This is a genomic window from Ramlibacter ginsenosidimutans (assembly GCF_016654015.1).
GTDB lineage: Bacteria > Pseudomonadota > Gammaproteobacteria > Burkholderiales > Burkholderiaceae_C > Ramlibacter > Ramlibacter ginsenosidimutans.
In genome coordinates, this window is the sequence record NZ_JAEPWM010000002.1 from 401,663 (window position 1) to 419,680 (window position 18,018).

Genomic DNA, 18,018 nt, shown 5'->3' on the forward strand with positions numbered 1-18,018 from the left:
CGGCTCGCGCTCGCGAGCTGCGCACCAGGCACGCGCGGCGCACCCGCGGTCGTCCTCGCGCGATGCTGGACAATGGCGCACCTCCACGGAGCCCGACGCCATGAGCTTGCAGCTGCACTACGACCCCGGCACCGCCGCGATGATCCCGCACATCGTGCTGGAGGAACTGGGTGTTCCGTACGAGCGCGTGCTGGTGGACCGCTCGCAGAACCGGCACAAGGAGCCGGACTTCCTGCGGCTAAACCCGAACGGGCTGCTGCCGGTGCTCACCGACGGCGAGCTGGTCCTCTACGAAACGGCGGCGATCGTGCTGCACCTGTGCGACACGCATCCGCAGGCGCGGCTCGCTCCCGAACTGGGAACCGCTGCGCGCGCCCACTTCTACAAATGGCTGATGTGGTGCACGAACACGCTACAGGCCACGCTGCTCATTTACTTCTATCCGCAGCGCTGGGTTCAGGAAAGCGATGCCGGCGCCGCCTCGCAGGTGCAGCAGAAGGCGCAGGAAAAGATCGCCGGGATGCTCGACCAGCTCGATGCGTTGCTCGCGAGCCATGGCGGTCCCTGGATCCTGGGCGGGGACTACGGCGCACTCGACGCGTATGTGTTCACCCTGTGCCGCTGGACGCGCAATTTCAAGGGCCCGAAGGCGCGTGATCTGCCGCACCTCGGCCCGTACCTGCAGCGCATGGCGCAACGCCCTGCAGTGCAGCGCGTCTTCGCCGCGGAGCAGCTCTCAGCCCCCTTGTTCTAGCAGGCGCTGCAACTCGAGCGCGTTGCCGGCCGCCGCCCCCGAGGCGGTGTTGTCGAAGATGCACCAGCTCTCGGCTCCGTCCGCGCTTGCCTGCCGCAGCCGCATCGCCAGCGACTGGAGAATCGCCGGCTCGTAAGAGGAGTAGTAGACGCGCGGCGATCCGTGCAGGCGCAGGTACACGCGCTGGGGCCAGCCGCCGGGCGCCCCGGCCGCCTCGTGCCGCACGGGGTCGGCGAGCACGCGCGCCACCTGCCAGCTGCGCAGCAAGGCATCGGGCGACGCCTCGAACCAGCTCACGTGGCGCGGCTCGAGCGCGATACCTTGGGCGAAGCGATCGCGCAGCAGCCGCAGGAAAGGTTCGACCACGCCTGCGTCGAAGGCGAAACTGGGTGGCAGCTGCACCAGCAGGCAGGCCAGCTTCGCCCCGAGTCCACTGGCCTGCGCGAGGAACTCGTCGAGGAGCGCGTCGCAGCCGACCAGGCGCCGCTCGTGCGTGATGGTGCGCGGCAGCTTGGCGCTGAAGCGAAACTCCTGTGGCACGCTGGCGGCCCACTTCTCGTACAGCGAGCGCTGGTGCGGGCGATGGAACGAGGAGTTGATCTCCGTGACAGGGAAGCGGGTGGCGTAGCGCGCCAGGTGGCTGTCGCCCGCGCCGAACGCGTCCTGCGCGGCGCGCGGCAGGCTCCAGCCGGCGCAGCCGACCAGGACAGCGGTCGAAGTCATCTCAGCGCGTTCGCGTGAGGTAGCGCTTGCGCCAGAACAGCAGGCCCGTGCCCGCCGCGATCCCGGCCATGGCCGCGACGGTCCACCAGAAGCCGGACTGGTGGTGGATGGCGGGCATGAACTCGAAATTCATGCCGAAGAAGCCGACGATCAGGTTCAGGGGCAGGAAGATCGCGGTGAGCGCGGTCAGCGTGCGCATGATGTCGTTGGTGCGATTGCCGACCGCGGAAAAGTGGATCTGCACGGCCGTCTCCGCACTCTGCTCCATGCGGTTCACGTGGTGCGTGACACGGTGGATGTGCTCCACCACGTCGCGCGCGCGGGCCAGCAGCGAGTCGCGCTCCGCCTGCGACATCCAGGGCGGCGGCTGCTCGCGCTGCGCATCGAGCCACTCCTGCATTGCGTCGTTCTGCTCCTCGCACAGGTCCTGCAGCGTGTGCAGCGCGTTCCGGGCGGTCATGAGCGCAGCCCAGTCGGAGTCGGCGTGGCGCGTCGGCGCCAGCAAGGCCTGCTGCCAGCGATCGAGCTCGTTGCTCAGTTCCTTGCGCAGCTCCAGGTAGCTGTCCACCATCACGTTGAGCATGCGCAGCATCAGGTCCGCTGCGCTCGTGGGCAGGCGGCTGCGGGCGGCTGCACTCAGTCCTTCGCTTTGCAGCGCATCCTTCAGGTAGCGCTCCACGAACGAATGCGCGGCGTGGCAGCCCTGCGGGTGCACGGTGATCAGCAGCCGGTCGAAGGCCGCGAAGCCCACCGCCCGCGTGCGGATGCGGCTGAACGTGGAGAGAAGGCCATCGCGCGGCGGCGCCCGGTTGCCAAGTTCCACGTTCACTTCGGCTTCGGTCGCCAGGCGGCGGAAGATCACCAGGTCGTACACCGACGTGTAGTCGTACTGCGAGGGATGCGCCCGGTTGCCCAGGTCCTTCACGTGCAGGTCGAGCAACGGCGAGCCGCCGATGTGCGTGGCGGCGCGCTGCAGCACCGGCAGCTCGTGCTCCAGGTGTTCGCGTTCCAGGAAGATCCAGACGAAGCCGTTCTGGGGCGGCTGGCCCGGCAGGTGGTCCAGGAAGCGCAGCGTGCCGGCCGCGAACTCGACGATCTGCACTCAGGCTCCGGCGCGCAGCAGACCGGCGGCGTCCAGCGCGAAGTACGTGAGCACGCCATCCGCTCCCGCGCGCTTGAACGCCAGCAGGCTCTCCATCATCACCGCGTCGTGGTCGAGCCATCCGTTGGCGGCCGCGGCCTTGAGCATCGCGTATTCACCCGAGACCTGGTAGGCGAAGGTGGGCACGCCGAATTCGTCCTTCACGCGCCGCACGATGTCGAGGTAGGGCATGCCGGGCTTCACCATCACCATGTCCGCGCCTTCGGCGAGGTCCATCGCGACTTCGCGCAAGGCTTCGTTGGTGTTGCCCGGGTCCATCTGGTACACCTTCTTGTTGCTCTTGCCCAGGTTCGCGGCCGAACCGACGGCGTCGCGGAACGGGCCGTAGAAGGCGCTCGCGTACTTGGCGCTGTACGCCATGATGCGCGTGTGGATGAAGCGCTGCGCCTCCAGTGCCTTGCGGATCGCGCCGATGCGGCCATCCATCATGTCGGAGGGCGCGACGATGTCCACGCCGGCCTGGGCCTGCGTGAGGGCCTGCTTCACCAGCAGTTCGACCGTCTCGTCGTTCAGGATGTAGCCGGTGTCGTCCAGCAGGCCGTCCTGGCCGTGGCTGGTGAAGGGATCCAGGGCCACGTCGGTCATCACTCCGAGTTCGGGAAACTCCTTCTTGAGACCGCGCACCACCTTCGGCACGAGGCCCTCCGGGTTCCAGGCCTCGCGGCCGTCCGGCGTCTTCAGCTGCGGATCGATGACCGGGAACAACGCGAGGGCCGGCACGCCCAGCTTCATGCACTGTTCGGCGACCGGCAGCAGCAGGTCGAGACTGAGACGTTCCACGCCCGGCATCGAGGCAACGGACTGCCGTTGCTTCTGGCCGTCCAGCACGAAGACCGGGTAGATCAGGTCGTTCGGCGAGAGCGCGTGCTCGCGTACGAGGTTGCGCGTGAACGCGTCGCGGCGCAGGCGGCGGGGGCGGCCGTGGGGAAAGGTGGCGTGGAAACTCATGACGAAAATTGTGCCCCATGCCGCGCCATCAGGCGCCCGTCAGCGATCGCCGGCTCCGCAAGGACTTTCTGGTTGAAAGGCGCCTCAGCGGCTGTTAAATTACGCATGGGCGGCTTGCCGCCTCCCGCTTTTCCTCCCTGAGCGGGCGCCTTGATGTGTGACAGCAAAAAGGCTTCCCACCCCGGCCCGCAAGTGCCGGGGCTTTTTTTTGCCCCGGGGCGGCGCCATGCGCTCAGGGACCGCTCCGTACACTCCGCGCATGCTCTGGGTCAAGGCCTTCCATATCGTGTTCGTGGCCAGCTGGTTCGCGGGCCTGTTCTACCTGCCGCGCATCTTCGTGAACCTGGCCATGGTGCCGGCGGGGTCCCTCGCCGAGCGCGAGCGCCTGTTGCTCATGGCGCGCAAGCTGCTTCGCTTCACGACCATGCTGGCCGTACCTGCCGTCCTGCTCGGCCTGTGGCTGTGGCTGGGATACGGCATCGGCCGCGGCGCGGGCTGGATGCATGCGAAGCTGGGCATCGTGGTGCTCACCGTCGGATATCACCACGCGTGCGCGGTCGTGCTGCGCAAGCTGCAGGCGGGCACCAGCCGGCGCAGCCATCGCTGGTTCCGGTGGTTCAACGAACTGCCCGTGCTGTTCCTGCTGGCTGCCGTGATCCTCGTGGTGGTCAAGCCGTTCTGAGCATGCACAAGACCTCGGCCTGGCCGCTCGCGGGCGCCTACGCGGTGCTGATCGTGTATGCCAGCCTCTATCCATTCACGGGGTGGCGGGACCAGGAGATCGCGCCGTGGGAGTTCCTGGTCGCACACTGGCCGAAGTACTGGACGTGGTTCGACGTGGTCGCGAACGTGCTGGGGTACATCCCCCTCGGCTTCCTGCTGGCCCTGAGCTTCATGCGACGCGCCCAGGTGCGCTACTTTGCGCGCCACCCGAACGTCGCCGCCACGGCCATCGCGTTCCTGGCCGGCACGGCGCTGTCACTGTGCATGGAGACGCTGCAGAACTACCTCCCTTCGCGGGTGGCCTCGAACGTGGACCTCGGCCTCAATGCGGCCGGGACGCTCGTGGGCGCGGTGCTGGCCTGCGTTCTCGAACGGGCGGGCGCCATCGCCCACTGGAGCCGGTTTCGTGACCGCTGGTTCATTTCCGAGGCGCGCGGCGCGTTGGTGCTGCTGGCGCTGTGGCCGCCCGCCTTGCTCTTCCCTGCCGCCGTGCCGCTCGGGTTGGGGCAGGTGCTGGAACGGCTGGAGAACGGACTGGCCGAGTGGCTGCAGGCCACCCCCTTCCTGGAATGGATGCCCATTCGCGAAGTCGAATTGCAGCCGCTCGTGCCGGCCGCAGAACTGCTGTGCGTTGCCTTGGGCGCCTTCATCCCCTGCCTGCTGGGCTACACCGTGCTGCGATCGGTGGGCCGCCGCGCGCTCTTCGCAGTCGGCACGGTGGTGCTCGGGGTCGCCGTGACGGCGCTCTCCGCTGCGCTCAGCTGGGGCCCCAGCCATGCGTGGGCGTGGTTGAGCCTGCCCGTGCGCATGGGGCTCCTGTTCGGCCTGCTGCTCGCGCTCCTGATGCTGGCGGTGCCGCGGCGCGGCTGCGCCGCCATGCTGCTGATCGCGCTGGTCGTGCACCTGAGCGTGCTGAACCAGGCGCCGGCCAGCGCGTATTTCTCGGACACGCTGCAGGCCTGGGAGCAGGGCCGCTTCATCCGTTTCAACGGGCTCGCGCAGTGGCTCGGATGGCTCTGGCCTTACGCGGTGCTTGTCTATGTCCTGCTGCGGGTTTCCCGTCCGGACCGCACTCCTACAATGCCGGCATGAGTGCGCAGCCGCCTTCCTATTACGAACACCACATCTTCTTTTGCCTCAACAAGCGGGAGAACGGCGAGGCCTGCTGCGCGGACCACAACGCCCAAGCCGCCTTCGATCGCTGCAAGGCGCAGGTGAAGTCCCAGGGGCTCGCGGGTCCGGGCAAGGTGCGCGTCAACAAGGCGGGCTGCCTCGATCGCTGCCAGGGCGGCCCCATCGCCGTCGTGTATCCGGAAGCGGTCTGGTACACCTACGTGGACCAGAGCGACATCGACGAGATCGTCGAGTCGCACCTGAAGAACGGCAAGATCGTCGAGCGCCTGCTGACGCCGCCGCACCTGGGGCGATGAGCGCCACGCAGCGAACCAGTCCCGGGGAACTCGCTGGATGAACGCGCAGACCGAACGCCTGGAATTCGCCGGTCCGGCCGGACGCATCCAGGTCCTGCGCGACCAGCCGGAGGGCGTGCCTGTCGGCACGGCGGTGATCGCGCATCCGCACCCGCTGTTCGGCGGGACGATGGACAACAAGGTCGTGCAGACGCTGGCGCGTGCGTTCGTGCAATGCGGCTGGACGGCGGTGCGCTTCAACTTCCGCGGCGTGGGCACCAGCGAGGGCACGCACGACGAAGGTCGCGGCGAGGCGCTGGACTTGCAGGCCGTGGTGGACGCGTACGCAACCGAGGGGCCGCTCGCGCTGGCCGGCTTCTCCTTCGGCGCCTTCGTCACGGTTTCCGCCTTGCAGTCCCTCTGGTCCGGGCGTGAGGTGCGTGCCATCGTGCTGGTCGGCACCGCCGCTGCCCGCTTCGACGTGCCCCCCTTGCCCGCCGACAGCCACGACCGCGCGCTCGCCCTCCATGGCGAGGTCGACGACACGGTCCCGCTCGCGGCGGCGCTCGACTGGGCGCGGCCGCAGTCACTGCCCGTCACAGTCGTGCCCGGGGTCGGTCATTTCTTTCATGGACAATTGCCGCTCCTGAAGAGCCTGGTGGTGCGCCACCTGCGCGCACAAGCATGAGAACTCGTTGGATGCGGGCGCTCGCGGCGTCCTGGCTGGTCTTTTTTTGCGTCGTCGCGGCGGCACAGGTGCAGCCTCCGGAGATCGCGGCGCGCAACTACCTCCTGATGGACGTCAGCGCCAACCAGGTGCTCGCGGCCAAGGACATCGACAGTTCCGTCGACCCCGCGTCCCTGACGAAGCTCATGGCTTCCTACCTGGTGTTCCAGGCGCTGCAGGCGAAGAAGATCGACCTGAAGCAGACCTTGCCGGTCAGCGAGCAGGCCTCGCGCATGCCGGGCTCGCGGATGTTCATCGAGTCGAAGATGCAGGTTCCGGTGGACGACCTGCTCAAGGGGATGATCGTCCAGTCCGGCAACGATGCGACCATGGCGCTCGCCGAAGGGGTGGGCGGCACGGCGGACCACTTCGTCGAGATGATGAACGCCCAGGCGAAGGCCCTGGGGATGAACCACACCGCATTCAGGAATGCGGCCGGGCTGCCGCAGCCCGGGCAGGTGACGACGGTGCGCGACCTCGGCATCCTCGCCACCCGGCTGATGCAGGATTTTCCGCAGCAGATGCCGTACTTCGCGATCAGGAAGTACCGCTACGCCGGCACGCCGGTGGCCAACGACACCAACCGCAACACGCTGCTGTTCCGCGATCCCACGGTCGATGGCCTGAACAGCGGCCACACGGAGACGGCGGGCTATTGCCTCGTAGCCACCGCGAAGCGCGACTTTCCCAACCTGCAGGGGCGGCGGCTGCTCGCGATCGTGCTGGGCGCGAGCAGCGACTTCGCCCGATCCAACGAGACCCAGAAGCTGCTGAACTGGGGCTACACCGCATTCGAGGGGCTGAAGCTGTTCGACGGCGGCCAGCCCGTCGTACAGCCGCCGGTGTGGAAGGGCAGCGAGGCGACCGTGAAGCTGGGCCAGCCTCGTCCCGTCGTGCTGGCCGTCCCCGCCGGCAGCAGCGCCAGGATCAGGACGCAGGTGGCGCGCCCGGACCCGCTCGTGGCCCCCATCGCCAAGGGCCAGCAGGTGGGCACGCTGAAGATTTCCGTCGGCGACCAGCCTTTGCGGGAGGTGCCGCTGGTGGCTCTCGAGGCGGTGGACACCGCTGGCCTGTTCGGCCGCGCATGGGACGCCATCCGGCTGTGGATCAAATAGATCAGGCGCGGAGACCCTGCCCCAGGCGGCGGCACGGGCCCGCCGGTTGAGGGCTTTCACCAGACGGGATATACTCGCGGGCTTTCCCGCAATCTGGGGCGGGGAACGTATTTGCGTTGCCGCATCCGCGGCAACCGGTTTCACGAACGTTTAGGGACGTTTTTTCAATGCCAACCATCAATCAACTGGTGCGTCAGGGCCGGGAGGTCGAAAAGACCAAATCCAAGAGCCCCGCGATGCAGAACAGCCCCCAGCGTCGGGGCGTGTGCACCCGTGTGTACACCACGACGCCGAAGAAGCCGAACTCCGCGCTGCGGAAGGTCGCCAAGGTCCGCCTGACCAACGGCTTCGAAGTCATCTCCTACATCGGCGGTGAAGGCCACAACCTGCAGGAACACTCCGTGGTCCTGGTGCGCGGCGGCCGCGTGAAGGACCTGCCCGGTGTGCGTTACCACATCGTGCGCGGCTCCCTGGACCTGCAAGGGGTCAAGGACCGCAAGCAGTCCCGTTCGAAGTACGGCGCGAAGCGCCCGAAGAAGGCCTGATCGGCCAGTCGTGGTTTGTCGGTGCTCGTTCGGCCCTGGCAGGCTGGAAGAGCGTAGTGACCCACTGTCGGGTCGAGTAAGCGGGAAGCCTGATGGCGCCCTGGGTCCCCCGAGGACCAGCTGAAGCAAATAGAGAGGTTAGAAATGCCACGTCGTCGCGAAGTCCCTAAGCGTGAAATCCTGCCGGATCCCAAGTACGGCAACGTCGAGCTCGCCAAGTTCATGAACGTGATCATGCAAGGCGGCAAGAAGGCGGTCGCCGAGCGCATCGTCTACGGTGCCCTCGAGCAGATCGAGAAGAAGAACCCGGGGCGCGATCCCCTGGAAGCCTTCACCATGGCCATTTCCAACGTGAAGCCCATGGTCGAAGTGAAGTCCCGCCGCGTCGGCGGCGCCAACTACCAGGTGCCCGTCGAAGTGCGCCCGGTCCGCCGCCTGGCCCTGTCCATGCGCTGGATCAAGGAAGCCGCCAAGAAGCGCGGCGAGAAGTCCATGGCCCTGCGCCTGGCGAACGAACTCATGGAAGCCACGGAAGGCCGGGGCGGCGCCATGAAGAAGCGGGACGAAGTGCACCGCATGGCGGAAGCGAACAAGGCATTCAGCCACTTCCGCTTCTAAGCATCGTCCCCAACTATCGGTGCGGGCCCGCCACGAGCGGGCCTGTGCCCTTTGAAAGAGAAAGATCATCATGGCCCGCAAAACGCCAATCGAGCGATACCGCAACATCGGTATCTCCGCGCACATCGACGCCGGCAAGACCACCACGACCGAACGCATCCTGTTCTACACGGGTGTGAACCACAAGATCGGTGAAGTGCACGACGGCGCCGCCACCATGGACTGGATGGAGCAGGAGCAGGAACGTGGCATCACGATCACCTCCGCGGCCACCACCTGCTTCTGGAAGGGCATGGACATGTCCTTCCCCGAGCACCGCATCAACATCATCGACACCCCCGGCCACGTGGACTTCACCATCGAGGTGGAGCGTTCCATGCGCGTGCTGGACGGCGCCTGCATGGTGTACTGCGCCGTGGGCGGCGTGCAGCCCCAGTCGGAAACCGTCTGGCGCCAGGCCAACAAGTACAAGGTGCCGCGCCTCGCGTTCGTCAACAAGATGGACCGCACCGGCGCCAACTTCTTCAAGGTCTACGACCAGATGAAGCTGCGCCTGAAGGCCAACCCCGTGCCCATCGTGATCCCGATCGGCGCCGAGGAAAACTTCACCGGCGTGGTCGACCTGCGCAAGATGAAGGCCATCTACTGGGACGAGGCGTCCCAGGGCATGAAGTTCAACTTCGCCGAGATCCCGGCTGAGCTGCTCGAGCAGGCGAAGGAATGGCGCGAGAAGATGGTCGAGGCGGCCGCCGAAGCCAACGAGGACTTGATGAACAAGTACCTCGAGGAAGGTGACCTGACCGAAGAGGAAATCACCCTCGGCCTGCGCACCCGCACCATCGCCGGCGAGATCCAGCCGATGCTGTGCGGCACCGCGTTCAAGAACAAGGGCGTGCAGCGCATGCTCGACGCCGTCATCGAACTGATGCCTTCGCCGGTGGACATCCCCCCGGTCAAGGGCCTCGACGAGGACGAGCAGCCGACCACCCGCAAGGCGGACGACAACGAGAAGTTCTCGGCGCTGGCGTTCAAGCTGATGACCGACCCGTTCGTGGGCCAGCTGACCTTCGTGCGTGTCTACTCGGGCGTGCTGTCCAAGGGCGACAGCGTCTACAACCCGGTGCGCGGCAAGAAGGAGCGCATCGGCCGGATCGTGCAGATGCACGCCAACAACCGCCAGGAAGTCGAAGAGATCCGCGCCGGCGACATCGCCGCCTGCGTGGGCCTGAAGGACGTGACCACGGGCGAGACCCTGTGCGACCCGTCCTCCATCGTAACCCTGGAGCGCATGGTGTTCCCCGAGCCGGTGATCCGCCAGGCCGTGGAGCCCAAGACCAAGGCCGATCAGGAAAAGATGGGCGTGGCGCTGCAGCGCCTGGCCGCGGAAGACCCGTCGTTCCGCGTGAACACGGACGAAGAGTCCGGCCAGACCATCATCGGCGGCATGGGCGAACTGCACCTGGAAATCATCGTCGACCGCATGAAGCGCGAGTTCGGCGTGGAAGCCAACGTCGGCAAGCCGCAGGTGGCCTACCGCGAAACGATCCGCCGCAAGTCGACGGACGTCGAAGGCAAGTTCGTTCGCCAGTCGGGCGGCAAGGGCCAGTACGGCCACGTGGTCTTCACGGTCGAGCCGAACGAGACCGGCAAGGGCTTCGAGTTCGTGGATGCCATCAAGGGCGGCGTGGTGCCGCGCGAGTACATCCCGGCCGTGCAGAAGGGCGTGGAAGAGGCGCTGAACTCCGGCGTGCTGGCGGGCTACCCCGTCGTGGACGTCAAGGTCACGCTGACCTTCGGTTCGTACCACGAGGTGGACTCGTCGGAACAGGCGTTCAAGATGGCCGCCATCTTCGGCTTCAAGGAAGGGGCGAAGAAGTCGCAGCCTGTGATCCTGGAGCCGATGATGGCCGTGGAAGTCGAGACGCCCGAAGACTACGCCGGCAACGTGATGGGCGACCTGTCGTCCCGTCGCGGCATGGTGCAGGGCATGGACGACATGCCCGGCGGCGGCAAGGTCATCAAGGCCGAAGTCCCGCTGTCGGAAATGTTCGGCTACTCGACGACGCTGCGCTCGATGTCGCAAGGCCGTGCCACGTACACGATGGAGTTCAAGCACTACGCCGAAGCTCCGAAGAACGTGGCCGAAGCGATCGTCGCTGCTCGCGCGAAGTAATAAAGGCCAACAACCGGACGCAGAGGGCGCAGAAGTTACGCAGAGGGCGCAGAAGGAGTCAGAAAATCCTCGAAGGGTTTTTTCTGCGACCTCTGCGAACCCTTTGCGACCTCTGCGTCCGGTTGTTTGAAGTTTGTCTGCGATCGTTCCCCCTGCGCTGCCCGTGGCGCAGGAACCAGGAGTGCGGTGCAGACGTAAAACCCACCACGGGCATTGCTCTTTATCGGAGATTTCTCAATGGCAAAAGGTAAGTTCGAGCGGACCAAGCCGCACGTCAACGTGGGCACCATCGGCCACGTGGACCATGGCAAGACGACCCTGACGGCGGCGATCACCACCGTGCTGTCCAAGAAGTTCGGCGGCGAGGCGAAGGCCTACGACCAGATCGACGCAGCCCCCGAAGAGAAGGCCCGCGGCATCACGATCAACACCGCGCACGTCGAGTACGAGACGGCCAACCGCCACTACGCGCACGTCGACTGCCCCGGCCACGCCGACTACGTGAAGAACATGATCACCGGCGCCGCCCAGATGGACGGCGCGGTGCTGGTGGTGTCCGCCGCCGACGGCCCGATGCCCCAGACGCGCGAGCACATCCTGCTGGCCCGCCAGGTGGGCGTGCCCTACATCATCGTGTTCCTGAACAAGTGCGACATGGTCGATGACGCCGAGCTGCTGGAACTGGTCGAGATGGAAGTGCGCGAGCTGCTGAGCAAGTACGACTTCCCCGGCGACGACACCCCGATCATCAAGGGCTCGGCCAAGCTGGCGCTCGAAGGCGACAAGGGCGAGCTGGGCGAGCAGGCCATCATGAAGCTGGCCGAGGCGCTGGACACCTACATCCCGACGCCCGAGCGCGCCGTGGACGGTGCGTTCCTGATGCCGGTGGAAGACGTGTTCTCCATCTCCGGCCGTGGCACGGTGGTGACCGGCCGCGTGGAGCGTGGCGTGGTCAAGGTCGGCGAGGAAATCGAGATCGTGGGCCTGAAGCCGACGCTCAAGACGACCTGTACGGGCGTGGAGATGTTCCGCAAGCTGCTGGACCAGGGCCAGGCGGGCGACAACGTCGGTATCCTGCTGCGCGGCACCAAGCGCGAAGAAGTCGAGCGCGGCCAGGTGCTGTGCAAGCCCGGCTCCATCAAGCCGCACACGCACTTCACCGCCGAGGTGTACGTGCTGAGCAAGGACGAGGGCGGCCGCCACACGCCGTTCTTCAACAACTATCGCCCGCAGTTCTACTTCCGCACGACGGACGTGACCGGCGCGATCGAGTTGCCGAAGGACAAGGAAATGGTCATGCCCGGCGACAACGTGACGATCACGGTCAAGCTGATCGCCCCGATCGCCATGGAAGAAGGCCTGCGCTTCGCCATCCGCGAAGGCGGCAAGACCGTCGGCGCCGGCGTCGTTGCCAAGATCATGGAGTGATGGCGATGGCCCAGCAGAAAATCCGCATCCGCCTCAAGGCGTTCGATTACAAGCTGATCGACCAGTCCGCCGCCGAGATCGTCGACACGGCCAAGCGCACCGGCGCGATCGTCAAGGGCCCCGTGCCCCTGCCGACCCGCATGAAGCGCTTCGACATCCTGCGTTCCCCGCACGTGAACAAGTCGAGCCGCGATCAGTTCGAGATCCGCACCCACCAGCGCCTGATGGACATCGTCGACCCGACCGACAAGACGGTCGACGCCCTGATGAAGCTGGACCTGCCGGCCGGCGTGGACGTCGAGATCAAGCTGCAGTAATCCTGCTGCCTGGTTTCCCGCGAAAAGCCGCCTTCGGGCGGCTTTTCTTTTCCGGTGCTGCGGCATGCAGGTGCGGGTGTTCGTGGGCGCGGCTGTTCGTAGGCTTGCGGTGAGCGCAGCGAACCCCAGCTTGGACGGCTCGCACGCGCAAACCGCTGGGGTTCGCTCGCACTCACCACCAGCTTACGGTCGCCGCAACGAGATCGCTGGCAAGCCTGTAGGAAGACTGCTACAATTGCAGGCTTCGCTCGGTTTCGGCCGGGCGGAGCTTTTTCATCAACCCTCTTTCGCAGGGCCTTCGAGGCCCAGACGTGGCAGCCAATTGCAGCGGCCGCAGCGAAAGCAACGGAGTAACAACATGAGTCTGAGCAGCCTCGGGTTGCTGGGCCGCAAGGTGGGCATGATGCGCCTGTTCACCGATGAGGGGGACGCTGTTCCCGTCACGGTGCTCGACGTGTCCAACAACCGCGTCACCCAGGTCAAGAACCAGGACAACGACGGCTACGTGGCCCTGCAGGTCACGTTCGGCTCGCGCCGCACCTCGCGCGTGACCAAGCCGCTCGCCGGCCACCTCGCGAAGGCGGGCGTGGAAGCCGGTGAAATCATCCGTGAATTCCGCGTCGACGCCGACACCGCGGGCAAGTACGCCCCCGGCAAGACGGTGCCGGTGCAGGACATCTTCGCCGCGGGCCAGGTCGTCGACGTGCAGGGCACCTCGATCGGCAAGGGCTTCACCGGCACGATCAAGCGCCACAACTTCAAGTCGCAGCGGGCTTCGCACGGCAACAGCCGTTCGCACAACGTTCCCGGCTCGATCTCGATGGCGCAGGATCCCGGCCGCGTGTTCCCCGGCAAGAAGATGTCGGGCCACCTCGGCGACGTGACCACCACCGTGCAGAACCTCGACGTGATCCGTGTCGACGAGACCCGTGGCCTGCTGATGGTCAGGGGCGCCGTCCCCGGCGCGAAGAACGGTTTCGTGACCGTCCGCCTGGCCGCCAAGGGCCAGCCCAAGCCGGTCCAGGCGCAAGCCAAGGCCGAGAAGGGGAAGAAGTAAATGCAACTCGAACTCCTGAACGAGCAGGGCCAGGCCGCGTCGAAGATCGACGCCCCCGAGACCGTGTTCGGCCGTGAATACAACGAAGCCCTGGTGCACCAGATCGTTGTGGCCTTCCAGGCGAACGCGCGTCAAGGCACGCGGGCGCAGAAGGACCGCGAGATGGTCAAGCACTCGACCAAGAAGCCGTTCCGCCAGAAGGGCACCGGCCGCGCTCGCGCCGGCATGACCTCCTCCCCGCTGTGGCGTGGGGGCGGCCGCATCTTCCCGAACAGCCCGGACGAGAACTTCACCCAGAAGATCAACAAGAAGATGTACCGCGCCGGCATGGCGTCCATCTTCTCCCAGCTGGCCCGCGACGGGCGCCTGGCCGTTGTCGATTCCCTCAAGGTCGACAGCCCCAAGACCAAGCAGCTGGCCGCCAGGTTCAAGGCCATGAACCTGGAGTCGGTGCTGGTGATCGCCGACGAAGTGGACGAAAACCTGTACCTCGCTTCCCGCAACCTGCAGAACGTGCTCGTGGTCGAGCCGCGTTACGCCGACCCGGTGAGCCTGGTGCACTACAAGAAAGTGCTCGTCACCAAGGGCGCGATCGAGAAGCTGAAGGAGATGTTCGCATGAGCGCCGCTTCGAACAATTCCGCCAAGAAATTCGACGAAGGCCGCCTGATGCAGGTGCTGGTCGCGCCGATCGTGTCCGAGAAGGCCACGATGGTGGCCGACAAGTCCAATGCGGTGACCTTCAAGGTGCTGCAGGACGCGACCAAGCCCGAGATCAAGGCTGCCGTTGAACTGATGTTCAGCGTGCAGGTCAAGGGCGTGTCCGTGGCGAACATCAAGGGCAAGCAGAAGCGCTTCGGCCGCTCGCAGGGTCGCCGCGACAACATCCGCAAGGCGTATGTGACGCTGCAGCCCGGCCAGGAGCTGAACTTCTCCGGGGAGACCGCTTAATCATGGCAGTCATCAAGATGAAACCGACTTCGCCCGGCCAGCGCGCCGTGGTGAAGATCTCGCGGGACCACCTGTACAAGGGTGACCCGTACGCGCCGCTGCTGGAGCCCCAGTTCCAGAAGGCCGGCCGCAACAACAACGGCCACATCACCACCCGCCACAAGGGCGGCGGCCACAAGCACCACTACCGCGTCGTCGACTTCCGTCGCGACAAGGACGGCGTGCCGGCCAAGGTGGAGCGCATCGAGTACGACCCGAACCGCACGGCCCACATCGCCCTGGTGGTGTACGCCGACGGCGAGCGCCGCTACATCATCGCCCCGCGCGGCGTCGATGTCGGCACGACCCTGCTGTCCGGTTCCGAAGCGCCGATCCGCGCGGGCAACACCCTGCCGATCCGCAACATCCCGGTGGGTTCGACCATCCACTGCATCGAACTGCAACCCGGCAAGGGCGCGCAGATCGTGCGTTCGGCCGGCACCTCCGCGACGCTGCTGGCTCGCGAAGGCACCTACGCGCAGGTCCGCATGCGCTCCGGTGAAGTGCGCCGCATCCACATCGAGTGCCGCGCCACGATCGGCGAGGTCGCCAACGAAGAGCACAGCCTGCGCCAGATCGGCAAGGCCGGCGTCAAGCGCCACATGGGCATCCGCCCGACGGTGCGCGGCGTCGCGATGAACCCGATCGACCACCCGCACGGTGGTGGTGAGGGCCGCACCGGTACCGGCAAGCCGCCGGTGGACCCGTGGGGCAACCTGACCAAGGGCTACCGTACTCGCAACAACAAGCGCACGCAGACGTTCATCGTCTCGCGCCGCAAGAAGTAAGGGGTCGCACAAATGACGCGTTCTCTCAAGAAGGGTCCGTTTGTGGACCACCACCTGGTGGGCAAGGTCGAGAAGGCCAATGCCATCAAGGACAAGAAGCCGATCAAGACCTGGTCGCGCCGCTCGATGATCCTGCCCGATTTCATCGGGCTGACCATCGCCGTTCACAACGGCAAGCAGCACGTTCCGGTCTACATCACCGACCAGATGGTGGGCCACAAGCTGGGCGAATTCGCCCTGACGCGCACCTTCAAGGGTCACCCCGCCGACAAAAAAGTCGTGAAGAAGTGAGGCAGAGAAATGGCTGAAACCAAGGCAATTCTCCGCGGCGTGCGCCTGTCCGTCGACAAGGGCCGACTCGTGGCCGACCTGATCCGCGGCAAGAAGGTGGACCAGGCCCTGAACATCCTGAACTTCACGCAGAAGAAGGGTGCCGTCATCGTCAAGAAGGTTCTGGAGTCCGCGATCGCGAACGCCGAGCACAACGACGGCGTCGACATCGACGAGCTGAAGGTCAAGACGATCTACGTGGAACAAGGCACCGTGCTGAAGCGATTCACGGCGCGCGCCAAGGGCCGCGGCAACCGCATCAGCAAGGGCACGTGCCACGTGTACGTGACCGTCGGGAACTAAGGAAGACTATGGGACAGAAGATCCATCCGACCGGCTTCCGCCTGGCCGTCACGCGCAACTGGAACAGCCGCTGGTACGCGAACAACCGCGACTTCAGCGACATGCTGGCCGAGGACATCAAGGTCCGCGACTACCTGAAGACCAAGCTGAAGAACGCCGCGGTGTCCCGCGTGCTGATCGAGCGTCCGGCCAAGAACGCCCGCATCACCATCTTCTCGGCGCGTCCGGGCGTGGTGATCGGCAAGAAGGGCGAGGACATCGAGAACCTGAAGAAGGAACTCGCGCAGCGCCTGGGCGTGCCGGTGGCGGTGAACATCGAGGAAGTGCGCAAGCCCGAAGTCGATGCCCAGCTGATCGCCGACTCGATCACCCAGCAGCTCGAGAAGCGCATCATGTTCCGCCGCGCCATGAAGCGCGCGATGCAGAACGCCATGCGCCTCGGCGCGCAGGGCATCAAGATCATGTCCTCGGGCCGCCTGAACGGCATCGAGATCGCCCGCACCGAGTGGTACCGCGAAGGTCGCGTGCCGCTGCACACGCTGCGCGCCGACATCGACTACGGCTTCTCCGAAGCCAAGACCACCTACGGCGTCATCGGCGTCAAGGTGTGGGTCTACAAGGGCGACACCCTGGGTCGCAACGACGTGCCGTCCCTGGACAGCACGCCGCGTCCCGAGGGCGAAGAGCGCCGTGGCCCGCGCGGCCCGCGCCGTGACGGCGACCGCCGTGGCGGCCCTGGCGGCGATCGCCGTGGACCTGGCGGCGGCCGTGGCGGCCCCCGCTCCGACGTTCGCACCCCGGGTGCCACCTACGTGGCGCCCGCCGAAGGCAGCGACAAGCCCGCTGAAGCAACCGCAGGGGCGGAAGCCCCGAAATCTACCGTTAAGCGCGTGGCTCGTCCCGCGCCGGGCAGCAAGAGCTGATCCGACGGTAAAGGAGAGAACAAATGCTGCAACCCGCTCGCCGCAAATACCGCAAAGAGCAAAAAGGCCGCAACACGGGCATCGCGACCACGGGTAACACCGTGGCCTTCGGTGACTTCGGCCTCAAGTGCACCGACCGTGGCCGCCTGACGGCCCGCCAGATCGAGGCCGCGCGTCGCGCGATCTCCCGTCACGTCAAGCGTGGCGGCCGCATCTGGATCCGCGTGTTCCCGGACAAGCCGATCTCCCAGAAGCCCGCCGAAGTCCGCATGGGCAACGGCAAGGGCAACCCGGAGTACTACGTGGCCGAGATCCAGCCGGGCAAGGTCGTGTTCGAGATCGTCGGCGTGCCCGAAGCGCTCGCGCGCGAAGCGTTCCAGCTGGCTGCCGCCAAGCTGCCGCTGCGCACGACCTTCGTCAGCCGCATGATCGGCCAGTAAGGAGCGAAGAACATGACGAAAGCCAAGGATCTCCGTTCCAAGGACGCCGCCGGCGTGGAAGCCGAAGTGAAGAGCCTGCAGAAGGCCCATTTCGGACTGCGCATGCAGAAGGCCACGCAACAACTCAACAACACCGCCACGCTGCGCTCCACGCGCCGTGACATCGCTCGCGCCAAGACCATCCTGGCCCAGAAGCGTGCGGAATCCGCCAAGTCGTAAGGAGTGAACATGACGGAAGCCAAGACCTCCCTCAAGCGCACCCTCGTCGGCAAGGTGGTGAGCGACAAGCGCGCCAAGACCGTGACCGTGCTGGTCGAGCGCCGCGTGAAGCACGCGCTGTATGGAAAGATCGTGATGAAGTCGAGCAAGTACCACGCGCACGACGAGAAGGGCGAGTTCCACACGGGCGACGTGATCGAGATCCAGGAGAGCAAGCCGATCTCCAAGACCAAGAACTGGATCGCGACCCGCCTGGTCGAAAAGGCCGCCGAGGTCTGATCCTCGCCAGCGCCTGCAGGCAAACCGGAAACGGCCCACAATCGTGGG

General features: G+C 66.1%; 24 protein-coding genes. 21 read left to right on the forward strand and 3 right to left on the reverse strand.

Annotated features, from left to right (window positions below; all coding sequences use genetic code 11):
• Nucleotides 1-100 precede the first annotated feature (100 nt).
• On the forward strand, nucleotides 101-754 hold the full coding sequence (locus tag JJB11_RS07845) for a glutathione S-transferase family protein (protein WP_201168046.1): 654 nt from the start codon (nucleotides 101-103) through the stop codon (nucleotides 752-754).
• Here JJB11_RS07845 and JJB11_RS07850 read toward each other — a convergent pair.
• Genes JJB11_RS07850 through hemB form a run of 3 tightly spaced genes read right to left on the reverse strand, consistent with a single transcriptional unit; the run spans nucleotide 737 to nucleotide 3,587 of the window.
• A complete protein-coding gene (locus JJB11_RS07850) occupies nucleotides 737-1,477 on the reverse strand; it encodes a DUF72 domain-containing protein (RefSeq protein ID WP_201168068.1) in 741 nt (246 codons plus the stop codon). The genes JJB11_RS07845 and JJB11_RS07850 overlap by 18 nt on opposite strands.
• A gap of 1 nt (nucleotide 1,478) precedes the next feature.
• Nucleotides 1,479-2,579, reverse strand: coding sequence for a CorA family divalent cation transporter (locus tag JJB11_RS07855; RefSeq protein ID WP_201168073.1), 1,101 nt, complete (start codon nucleotides 2,577-2,579; stop codon nucleotides 1,479-1,481).
• A complete protein-coding gene (gene hemB / locus JJB11_RS07860; protein WP_201168076.1) occupies nucleotides 2,580-3,587 on the reverse strand; it encodes a porphobilinogen synthase in 1,008 nt (335 codons plus the stop codon). It abuts the gene before it with no gap.
• Between the two features lie 259 nt (nucleotides 3,588-3,846).
• Between hemB and JJB11_RS07865 the strand changes: the two genes are divergently transcribed.
• The 20 genes from JJB11_RS07865 (at nucleotide 3,847) to rpsQ (ending at nucleotide 17,970) form a co-directional block, all read left to right on the forward strand.
• Complete coding sequence (locus JJB11_RS07865) at nucleotides 3,847-4,269, forward strand: CopD family protein (protein WP_201168079.1); 423 nt, start codon at nucleotides 3,847-3,849, stop codon at nucleotides 4,267-4,269.
• Between the two features lie 2 nt (nucleotides 4,270-4,271).
• Nucleotides 4,272-5,402, forward strand: coding sequence for a VanZ family protein (locus JJB11_RS07870; RefSeq protein WP_201168082.1), 1,131 nt, complete (start codon nucleotides 4,272-4,274; stop codon nucleotides 5,400-5,402).
• Entirely contained in the window at nucleotides 5,399-5,740 is a 342-nt protein-coding gene (locus tag JJB11_RS07875) for a (2Fe-2S) ferredoxin domain-containing protein (RefSeq protein ID WP_201168085.1), read from the forward strand. The genes JJB11_RS07870 and JJB11_RS07875 overlap by 4 nt, the downstream gene beginning before the upstream one ends.
• A gap of 37 nt (nucleotides 5,741-5,777) precedes the next feature.
• Nucleotides 5,778-6,407 carry an alpha/beta hydrolase gene (locus JJB11_RS07880; RefSeq protein WP_201168089.1) on the forward strand — a complete coding sequence of 210 codons (630 nt, stop codon included), beginning with the start codon at nucleotides 5,778-5,780 and terminating at the stop codon, nucleotides 6,405-6,407.
• Between the two features lie 11 nt (nucleotides 6,408-6,418).
• Nucleotides 6,419-7,561 (forward strand): D-alanyl-D-alanine carboxypeptidase family protein, encoded by a 1,143-nt coding sequence (locus JJB11_RS07885; protein WP_377372029.1) that lies wholly within the window; start codon nucleotides 6,419-6,421, stop codon nucleotides 7,559-7,561.
• A 167-nt stretch (nucleotides 7,562-7,728) separates the two neighbouring features.
• A complete protein-coding gene (rpsL, locus tag JJB11_RS07890) occupies nucleotides 7,729-8,106 on the forward strand; it encodes a 30S ribosomal protein S12 (RefSeq protein WP_017759704.1) in 378 nt (125 codons plus the stop codon).
• A 144-nt stretch (nucleotides 8,107-8,250) separates the two neighbouring features.
• Nucleotides 8,251-8,724 carry a 30S ribosomal protein S7 gene (rpsG, locus tag JJB11_RS07895; RefSeq protein ID WP_171562548.1) on the forward strand — a complete coding sequence of 158 codons (474 nt, stop codon included), beginning with the start codon at nucleotides 8,251-8,253 and terminating at the stop codon, nucleotides 8,722-8,724.
• A gap of 70 nt (nucleotides 8,725-8,794) precedes the next feature.
• Nucleotides 8,795-10,897, forward strand: a complete 2,103-nt coding sequence (fusA, locus tag JJB11_RS07900) for an elongation factor G (protein WP_201168093.1) — start codon at nucleotides 8,795-8,797, stop codon at nucleotides 10,895-10,897.
• Nucleotides 10,898-11,134: 237 nt separating this feature from the next.
• Nucleotides 11,135-12,325 (forward strand): elongation factor Tu, encoded by a 1,191-nt coding sequence (gene tuf, locus JJB11_RS07905; protein ID WP_201168094.1) that lies wholly within the window; start codon nucleotides 11,135-11,137, stop codon nucleotides 12,323-12,325.
• A 5-nt stretch (nucleotides 12,326-12,330) separates the two neighbouring features.
• Complete coding sequence (rpsJ, locus tag JJB11_RS07910; RefSeq protein ID WP_145895499.1) at nucleotides 12,331-12,642, forward strand: 30S ribosomal protein S10; 312 nt, start codon at nucleotides 12,331-12,333, stop codon at nucleotides 12,640-12,642.
• Nucleotides 12,643-13,000: 358 nt separating this feature from the next.
• Nucleotides 13,001-13,699, forward strand: coding sequence for a 50S ribosomal protein L3 (rplC, locus tag JJB11_RS07915; RefSeq protein ID WP_201168098.1), 699 nt, complete (start codon nucleotides 13,001-13,003; stop codon nucleotides 13,697-13,699).
• Complete coding sequence (gene rplD / locus JJB11_RS07920; protein WP_201168101.1) at nucleotides 13,700-14,320, forward strand: 50S ribosomal protein L4; 621 nt, start codon at nucleotides 13,700-13,702, stop codon at nucleotides 14,318-14,320.
• Complete coding sequence (rplW, locus tag JJB11_RS07925; RefSeq protein WP_201168103.1) at nucleotides 14,317-14,649, forward strand: 50S ribosomal protein L23; 333 nt, start codon at nucleotides 14,317-14,319, stop codon at nucleotides 14,647-14,649. Before rplD ends, rplW begins: the two co-directional genes overlap by 4 nt.
• A 2-nt stretch (nucleotides 14,650-14,651) precedes the next feature.
• Nucleotides 14,652-15,476, forward strand: coding sequence for a 50S ribosomal protein L2 (gene rplB, locus JJB11_RS07930; protein ID WP_201168105.1), 825 nt, complete (start codon nucleotides 14,652-14,654; stop codon nucleotides 15,474-15,476).
• A gap of 12 nt (nucleotides 15,477-15,488) precedes the next feature.
• Nucleotides 15,489-15,767, forward strand: coding sequence for a 30S ribosomal protein S19 (gene rpsS / locus JJB11_RS07935; protein WP_201168107.1), 279 nt, complete (start codon nucleotides 15,489-15,491; stop codon nucleotides 15,765-15,767).
• 9 nt (nucleotides 15,768-15,776) lie between these two features.
• Nucleotides 15,777-16,109 (forward strand): 50S ribosomal protein L22, encoded by a 333-nt coding sequence (gene rplV / locus JJB11_RS07940; RefSeq protein ID WP_193675724.1) that lies wholly within the window; start codon nucleotides 15,777-15,779, stop codon nucleotides 16,107-16,109.
• Between the two features lie 8 nt (nucleotides 16,110-16,117).
• A complete protein-coding gene (gene rpsC, locus JJB11_RS07945; protein WP_201168119.1) occupies nucleotides 16,118-17,032 on the forward strand; it encodes a 30S ribosomal protein S3 in 915 nt (304 codons plus the stop codon).
• Nucleotides 17,033-17,055: 23 nt separating this feature from the next.
• The gene (gene rplP / locus JJB11_RS07950) at nucleotides 17,056-17,472 is read left to right on the forward strand and encodes a 50S ribosomal protein L16 (RefSeq protein WP_201168129.1); all 417 of its coding nucleotides are present in this window, start codon (nucleotides 17,056-17,058) and stop codon (nucleotides 17,470-17,472) included.
• A gap of 12 nt (nucleotides 17,473-17,484) precedes the next feature.
• Complete coding sequence (gene rpmC / locus JJB11_RS07955) at nucleotides 17,485-17,691, forward strand: 50S ribosomal protein L29 (protein WP_193675722.1); 207 nt, start codon at nucleotides 17,485-17,487, stop codon at nucleotides 17,689-17,691.
• 9 nt (nucleotides 17,692-17,700) lie between these two features.
• Entirely contained in the window at nucleotides 17,701-17,970 is a 270-nt protein-coding gene (rpsQ, locus tag JJB11_RS07960; RefSeq protein ID WP_201168132.1) for a 30S ribosomal protein S17, read from the forward strand.
• Nucleotides 17,971-18,018: the final 48 nt, after the last annotated feature.

What these genes read in the sequence shown, in the direction of transcription:
- JJB11_RS07885 (WP_377372029.1), top strand. Translation starts at nt 6,419, where the DNA reads ATGCGGGCGCTCGCGGCGTCCTGGCTGGTCTTTTTTTGCGTCGTCGCG.
- JJB11_RS07850 (WP_201168068.1), bottom strand. Translation starts at nt 1,477, where the DNA reads ATGACTTCGACCGCTGTCCTGGTCGGCTGCGCCGGCTGGAGCCTGCCG.
- hemB (WP_201168076.1), bottom strand. Translation starts at nt 3,587, where the DNA reads ATGAGTTTCCACGCCACCTTTCCCCACGGCCGCCCCCGCCGCCTGCGC.
- JJB11_RS07875 (WP_201168085.1), top strand. Translation starts at nt 5,399, where the DNA reads ATGAGTGCGCAGCCGCCTTCCTATTACGAACACCACATCTTCTTTTGC.
- rpsS (WP_201168107.1), top strand. Translation starts at nt 15,489, where the DNA reads ATGACGCGTTCTCTCAAGAAGGGTCCGTTTGTGGACCACCACCTGGTG.
- JJB11_RS07845 (WP_201168046.1), top strand. Translation starts at nt 101, where the DNA reads ATGAGCTTGCAGCTGCACTACGACCCCGGCACCGCCGCGATGATCCCG.
- rplC (WP_201168098.1), top strand. Translation starts at nt 13,001, where the DNA reads ATGAGTCTGAGCAGCCTCGGGTTGCTGGGCCGCAAGGTGGGCATGATG.
- JJB11_RS07865 (WP_201168079.1), top strand. Translation starts at nt 3,847, where the DNA reads ATGCTCTGGGTCAAGGCCTTCCATATCGTGTTCGTGGCCAGCTGGTTC.
- rplW (WP_201168103.1), top strand. Translation starts at nt 14,317, where the DNA reads ATGAGCGCCGCTTCGAACAATTCCGCCAAGAAATTCGACGAAGGCCGC.
- JJB11_RS07870 (WP_201168082.1), top strand. Translation starts at nt 4,272, where the DNA reads ATGCACAAGACCTCGGCCTGGCCGCTCGCGGGCGCCTACGCGGTGCTG.
- rpsC (WP_201168119.1), top strand. Translation starts at nt 16,118, where the DNA reads ATGGGACAGAAGATCCATCCGACCGGCTTCCGCCTGGCCGTCACGCGC.
- rpsL (WP_017759704.1), top strand. Translation starts at nt 7,729, where the DNA reads ATGCCAACCATCAATCAACTGGTGCGTCAGGGCCGGGAGGTCGAAAAG.
- fusA (WP_201168093.1), top strand. Translation starts at nt 8,795, where the DNA reads ATGGCCCGCAAAACGCCAATCGAGCGATACCGCAACATCGGTATCTCC.
- tuf (WP_201168094.1), top strand. Translation starts at nt 11,135, where the DNA reads ATGGCAAAAGGTAAGTTCGAGCGGACCAAGCCGCACGTCAACGTGGGC.
- rpsQ (WP_201168132.1), top strand. Translation starts at nt 17,701, where the DNA reads ATGACGGAAGCCAAGACCTCCCTCAAGCGCACCCTCGTCGGCAAGGTG.
- rplV (WP_193675724.1), top strand. Translation starts at nt 15,777, where the DNA reads ATGGCTGAAACCAAGGCAATTCTCCGCGGCGTGCGCCTGTCCGTCGAC.
- rplP (WP_201168129.1), top strand. Translation starts at nt 17,056, where the DNA reads ATGCTGCAACCCGCTCGCCGCAAATACCGCAAAGAGCAAAAAGGCCGC.
- rpmC (WP_193675722.1), top strand. Translation starts at nt 17,485, where the DNA reads ATGACGAAAGCCAAGGATCTCCGTTCCAAGGACGCCGCCGGCGTGGAA.
- rpsJ (WP_145895499.1), top strand. Translation starts at nt 12,331, where the DNA reads ATGGCCCAGCAGAAAATCCGCATCCGCCTCAAGGCGTTCGATTACAAG.
- rpsG (WP_171562548.1), top strand. Translation starts at nt 8,251, where the DNA reads ATGCCACGTCGTCGCGAAGTCCCTAAGCGTGAAATCCTGCCGGATCCC.
- JJB11_RS07880 (WP_201168089.1), top strand. Translation starts at nt 5,778, where the DNA reads ATGAACGCGCAGACCGAACGCCTGGAATTCGCCGGTCCGGCCGGACGC.
- rplB (WP_201168105.1), top strand. Translation starts at nt 14,652, where the DNA reads ATGGCAGTCATCAAGATGAAACCGACTTCGCCCGGCCAGCGCGCCGTG.
- rplD (WP_201168101.1), top strand. Translation starts at nt 13,700, where the DNA reads ATGCAACTCGAACTCCTGAACGAGCAGGGCCAGGCCGCGTCGAAGATC.